We start from the raw sequence: 5,796 nt of genomic DNA on the forward strand, positions 1-5,796 counted from the left end.
GGGCCGCTGCGGGCGATGTTGTTCGGGTCCTGCGTGGGCGCCGGGCCGACGATCGGAACCGGGAAGGTCAGGGGCGGTGCCGGCAGTGTCGGGTCAAGTTTTTCCGTGCCGAATTCTTCGAACAGCAGCAGTTGCTGCGTATACGGCTGGGCCCCGAACAACGGGCTGGGCTTGCCGTTGGTGGGGATTTTGAAGGAAGTTTGCAAGTTTGGCGGCAGCACGTTGTCGACCGTTGGCGTGGTGCGAGTGCCGAACACGCCGTTGGGCAGGGCGTAGGCGCCCTTGTTGGCGGGTGGCATGGCCTCTATGGCATCCAGCGCAGCCTTGGGGTCGGCCGGCGGATTGGTAAACGCCGAGGGGTCCGTCGGTGGTGGCGGGCCGAAATCATCCAGCGGCGCGGCTTCTGCCGTGGCCAAGGTAAGGAACATCGCACAATGCAGGCTTGATTTGCGCAGCAAGCCGAAAGAGTCGCAAGATGGAGTAGTGCGTTTCATTTTTCACCCCACGCGTGATGCCCCGTCGTCTCCAAATCCGGGGCGACAGCTGTTACGGGTACCAAGGGGTGTGCAACTAATGAGCCACTACCACGAGACGAAGAAAAAGTTCAATCTAATTAACAAGCTGTTTCTGAGTGTTTTAAGCCAGAGAAGGGGGAAGTGGGGAATATTCCTCAAGTTTGGTGGTAAACACCCGGTTGAGTGGGTGTAGTCCCCCATTTATGGCGATAGTAGGGGAGAAGGACCGCACCTGCTTCAACCACAGCAAAAGTGAACAAGAGCTTGGCCTGAGATTCCGGGCGCTAAGGCTGGCAATCACCGACACGGTGGCGTGGTACCGCGATCACGATTGGTTCGAGAGTCAAACCTTAAGTTCCCGGAACCGCACTTCTTCCACATTGACCGCACACCTGAACAAGGACGTAAACATACTGTGAGTAGGGAAATAATCCTGATGCGTCACGGCCAGCCAAAGCTGGTCGCAACCGACAAGATGTCAGCGCTCGATATGAAAGACTGGATCGAGCAATACAACCAGTCCGAAATAACCGACCAACCCGTTCCGGATGCCAGCATGCAGCTCGCCGCAACCGCCACGGTGATTGTCTCAAGCAGCGCGCCTCGTGCGCTGACCTCCGTCCAGGCTCTTGGCCTGAAGCCCGCCCTTGTCGACGCGCTTTTCTGTGAAGCGCAACTGCCTTATGGTCACTGGAAACTGCCACGGCTATCGCCGTTTACATGGGCATTTATCCTTCGAGTCTTATGGTTGTGCGGTTACTCACGCAGAGTCGAATCCGCCGGCACTGCGAGGATGCGCGCCAGCACGGCAGCTCGACGACTTCAGTCCCTTGCCAGCGAAGGACCGGTTCTGCTGCTCGGTCATGGCTTTATGAATCGAATGATCGCCAAACAACTGGTGGCAGATGGATGGGTTCGCCAAAAACGTAACGGCAGCCAGTATTGGAGTGCGACGGTGTATCAATATGGCGGTGTGTAAAAGGTGCCTGGACAGATACCTGTTGCTGCGGGTGGCGACAGGCAGAAACCGGCCAAAAGCAGACGCTTAACATGCTCCATTGAGCTTTGGCACTCACTTGGGAAACAACAGTGTAAACGCCACCCGGAATCCCCAACCCTCGGCACCATCTTTCGGACTGTCTGCCCAATAGCGTGGTCCTGCTTGCAGGGTCATGGGTTGATGCCCCACTTTGAACAACTGGGTGACGAACAGGTTGATTGGCACTGACCATTCGCGGGTCTGCCAGTCATAGGTGGATTCGGTGTTGATGCCGAAGGTGGTGTAGGTGTGAGTGGTGTAGCTGAAGAAAGGTTGCAGGAAAGTCGCGTTGACCTTGTCCTTGTCATCGGGCGGGCTGTTTTCCAGCGACCAGATGTGATTGGCCAGAATGCCGCGGGTCCAACCATTGCTCTGTTTGAGGGCCACCACTGTGGGCCCCAACCCCCATTGCTCACTGCTCAAAAGCTCATCGCTGCCGGTCGGAACCAGAATGGCCGGTCCTGCCCCCCAAATCCAGCCACTGGAAGTTGGCTGCTTGGGTGAAAAAAAGAAGCTCTGGGTCACATCTCCCATACCGGATTTGTCCGCCTGCCCGCCAGGTACCAGACCATGCTGATCAATGATCGGCAGGATGGTTCGGGAGATCAGGTTCCACTCGTCATTAATACTGAATGGCAGCACTGGCTGGATGTTGGTGACACTTTGGTAGCCCTCACCGCTCGGGCCGAGTTTTTGGTTCCAGTTGTACTGAATAGGTACGCTGTAGAGTGCGGCGACGGGATTCAGCGTTTGCTTGGCCAGCTCGGCCTGACTATCGGCAGCGAGGCTAATTTCGGGCCATGCCACCGCAAAGGTAATGAAAGGAACAAGTCGAACGCCATTGTTCACTACCAACTCCTTTCTCGAAATTGAGAGCTTGGGTTGTTGTGTCGCGGTTACAAGGCTGAGGATGACCCTGCCGCCAATGAGCTTAGATCAGGTATCTGAACTATGTTCGACGGGGAAAAATACTGTCTCCGGCCAGTCGGATTAACTCGTATCAACTAATGTTCCCTTGAGCCATCGATCAGTCGTCCCCCTCTACAACGGGGCGAAACATTCTCCATTGAAAGGAGTGTCCCTAAACTTTATTAGACCGAAACAGAAGAAGGTTTCTTCAGAAAACTTCTATTGATACAGCCAGAGCACTCACCACGTACATCTGAAAAACCGCACTAAACTCTATCCTGCGCCTTAACTTGTGCATGGTCATGTAGCAAGGGGGAAATGATTCTGTACTCAATACCTAGGCTAATTACTCGGTGGTCAACGCACCAAGTGTCAATGTAGTTGTGCACTCATCACCAGGTTGCCAACACAATGAAACAACGAGGATTGCTGGTATGGACAAGCTATCGGATCGTTTCAAGCTGTCTGTCATGTTTGCTGCACTATTGTCATTGAACGGGCTTGCTCACGCCGCTCAAACGGAAAAAACCAATATCCTGTTTATCGTCTCCGACGACACCGGCTATGGCGACTTGGGTCCCTACGGCGGTGGGGTTGGTCGCGGCATGCCTACGCCCAGTATTGATGAGCTGGCGGCAGAAGGTGTTACTTTTTACTCTTTTTATGCGCAACCAAGCTGCACGCCTGGTCGGGCGGCCATGCAAACCGGGCGCATCCCCAATCGTAGCGGCATGACCACCGTGGCCTTCCAGGGCCAGGGCGGTGGCTTGCCCGCCGCCGAATGGACGCTGGCATCGGTGCTGAAAACCGGTGGCTACGACACTTATTTCACTGGCAAATGGCATTTGGGTGAAGCCGACTATGCCCTTCCCAATGCTCAAGGTTATGACGTGATGAAATACGTCGGCCTGTATCACCTCAATGCCTACACCTACGCAGACCCGACATGGTTCCCCGACATGGATCCGGAAACCCGTGCGATGTTTGAAAAGGTCACCAAAGGCGCGTTGTCCGGCAAGGCAGGTGAAAAGCCGGTCGAAGAGTTCAAGGTCAATGGTCAGTACGTGGACACACCTGTGGTGGACGGCAAACCTGGCGTGGTCGGCATACCGTTCTTTGACAACTATGTCGAAAAAGCTGCGTTGGAGTTTCTAGACACCGCGGCCAAATCGGACAAGCCGTTTTTCATCAACGTCAACTTCATGAAAGTGCACCAGCCGAACATGCCAGCACCGGAGTTCATTCATAAGTCCATGTCCAAGTCCAAGTACGCCGACTCTGTCGTCGAACTCGATACTCACATCGGCCGCATCATGGACAAGCTCAAGGCACTCGGCCTGGATAAAAACACGCTGGTGGTTTACACCACTGACAACGGGGCCTGGCAGGATGTTTATCCGGATGCCGGCTACACCCCATTTCGCGGGACCAAGGGTACAGTGCGTGAGGGGGGTAATCGGGTACCAGCCATTGCCGTCTGGCCAGACAAGATCAAGCCGGACACGAAAAACCACGAGATTCTCGGTGGCCTGGATTTGATGGCGACGTTCGCCTCTGTGGCTGGCGTGAAGTTGCCCGAGAAAGATCGCGAGGGTCAGCCAATCCTCTTCGACAGCTATGATATGACGCCAGTACTCACTGGCAACGGCCCTTCACCGCGCAAGGAGTGGTTCTATTTCACTGAGAACGAATTGTCCCCGGGTGCGGCCCGTGTCGGAAACTATAAGGCCGTATTCAACCTGCGCGGCGATGATGGCGCGGCAACCGGTGGTCTGGCCGTGGACACTAATCTAGGATGGAAAGGCGCAATAAAATACGTGGCCACCGTGCCGCAAGTCTTTGATTTGTGGCAAGACCCGCAAGAGCGCTATGACCTCTTCATGAACAACTTTACTGAGCGTACCTGGACTATGGTGCCGATCTCGGCGGCGATCATGAAGCTAATGAAAACCTACGTCGATTACCCGCCACGCAAATTGCAAAGCATGGGTTATGACGGGCCGATCGAGCTGTCGCAGTACCAGAAATTCCAAACCGTGCGTGATGCCCTGAAAAAAGAAGGCATCAACTTGTCGATGCCAAACGGCAACTGATTAGATCAGCTGAAAAATGGCGGCCTCATCAGAGGTCGCCATTTGACGTTAGTGAGTAGTCGTGAGTTCCTAACGGAAATCGACGCAAAATCAGTGGTCTTCGAAATCGACGATGATGTGCTAATCCACTTGCTTACCCGGCAATCGGGCAGGTAAGGCTTGCCGGCTTATCTGCACGGCTGAACGGTCATCCTGATGGCCGAACTTCAACCACTTTTGAAAGGCAGCTATGGGTTGTGGATTCAACCGGTCGCAGATCACTTTTATAGCGCATGGCGCTTGTGCCAGCCCAAAATCAGGCATTGGTCATTATTGTTTTCAAAAACCGACATGTGAGTGTCGGTGACAAATAAGTCGTCGTTTATAGGCATCTCTCGCGTATGTGCTACGAATGTGCACAAGCTTGATAAGCACAGGCTCAAAATCAAGCGTTTTCCTTATGGCTCCCACCCTGCAAACCCTCAGCGTAGAGACATTGGGTGATGTCGTTTTTGGATCCGTTCAACCATAGGTAATTGGGTATGACCTTTGCAGGTTGAATAGGAACAAACCCACCCACTTTTGGATGGGGGTATAAAAAGAGCCTTTGCCTGAGGCCAATCACCCGCTTTGTGTGAGGAGATACCGCGATGACGACGTTCAACTCCGGGGCTCAACCCCAGAACCGTGCGCCTCAATCCATCGGCTTTCTGTTGCTGGACAATTTCACGCTGATTTCTCTGGCGTCCGCTGTAGAACCGTTGCGCATGGCCAACCAGTTGTCCGGTCGCGAGCTGTATCGCTGGACCACCCTCACCGTCGATGGCGGCCAGGTCTGGGCCAGTGACGGCCTGCAAATCACCCCCGACGCTTCCATGCACAAAGCCCCGCCGATGGACACGATCATCGTTTGCGGTGGCATCGGCATTCAGCGCACCGTTACCCGTGAACACGTATCCTGGCTGCAAAGCCAGGCCCGTAAGGCTTGCCGACTCGGTGCGGTCTGCACCGGCAGTTGGGCCCTGGCTTGCGCCGGACTGCTCGATGGTTTCGATTGCAGTGTGCACTGGGAGTGCCTGGCGGCGATGCAGGAAGCTTTCCCGCGGATAGTAATGAGTACCCGCTTGTTCACCCTCGACCGTAACCGCTTCACCAGCTCCGGCGGTACCGCGCCGCTGGACATGATGCTGCACCTGATCAGCCGTGATCACGGGCGTGAACTGTCCGCCGCGATCTCGGAAATGTTTGTCTACGAGCGCAT

General features: G+C 54.9%; 4 protein-coding genes and 2 pseudogenes. 4 read left to right on the plus strand and 2 right to left on the minus strand.

Annotation, left to right across the window (positions count from 1 at the left end; all coding sequences use genetic code 11):
- Positions 1-494 (minus strand): annotated as a pseudogene (locus ABIE16_RS28630) (copper oxidase); the annotation flags it as partial.
- Positions 495-724: 230 nt separating this feature from the next.
- Between ABIE16_RS28630 and ABIE16_RS28635 the strand changes: the two are divergent.
- Both ABIE16_RS28635 and ABIE16_RS28640 read left to right on the plus strand, forming a co-directional pair.
- A pseudogene (locus ABIE16_RS28635) lies at positions 725-934 on the plus strand (oxidoreductase); the annotation flags it as partial.
- A gap of 17 nt (positions 935-951) precedes the next feature.
- Positions 952-1,494 carry a histidine phosphatase family protein gene (locus ABIE16_RS28640; RefSeq protein ID WP_218497494.1) on the plus strand — a complete coding sequence of 181 codons (543 nt, stop codon included), beginning with the start codon at positions 952-954 and terminating at the stop codon, positions 1,492-1,494.
- 93 nt (positions 1,495-1,587) lie between these two features.
- On the opposite strand, the gene ABIE16_RS28645 is transcribed toward ABIE16_RS28640, so the two are convergent.
- Positions 1,588-2,373, minus strand: a complete 786-nt coding sequence (locus ABIE16_RS28645) for a hypothetical protein (RefSeq protein ID WP_057716590.1) — start codon at positions 2,371-2,373, stop codon at positions 1,588-1,590.
- A gap of 524 nt (positions 2,374-2,897) precedes the next feature.
- Between ABIE16_RS28645 and ABIE16_RS28650 the strand changes: the two genes are divergently transcribed.
- Both ABIE16_RS28650 and ABIE16_RS28655 read left to right on the plus strand, forming a co-directional pair.
- The gene (locus tag ABIE16_RS28650; protein ID WP_429522460.1) at positions 2,898-4,556 is read left to right on the plus strand and encodes an arylsulfatase; all 1,659 of its coding nucleotides are present in this window, start codon (positions 2,898-2,900) and stop codon (positions 4,554-4,556) included.
- 629 nt (positions 4,557-5,185) lie between these two features.
- On the plus strand, positions 5,186-5,796 hold a 611-nt coding region (locus ABIE16_RS28655), incomplete at its 3' end, for an AraC family transcriptional regulator (RefSeq protein ID WP_429522461.1).

Origin of the sequence: Pseudomonas sp. 2725 (assembly GCF_050434585.1) — a bacterium.
Lineage (GTDB): Bacteria > Pseudomonadota > Gammaproteobacteria > Pseudomonadales > Pseudomonadaceae > Aquipseudomonas > Aquipseudomonas jessenii.

Excerpts from the sequence above, each read along its gene's own strand:
- ABIE16_RS28640 (WP_218497494.1), top strand. The coding sequence starts at position 952 with ATGCGTCACGGCCAGCCAAAGCTGGTCGCAACCGACAAGATGTCAGCG.
- ABIE16_RS28650 (WP_429522460.1), top strand. The coding sequence starts at position 2,898 with ATGGACAAGCTATCGGATCGTTTCAAGCTGTCTGTCATGTTTGCTGCA.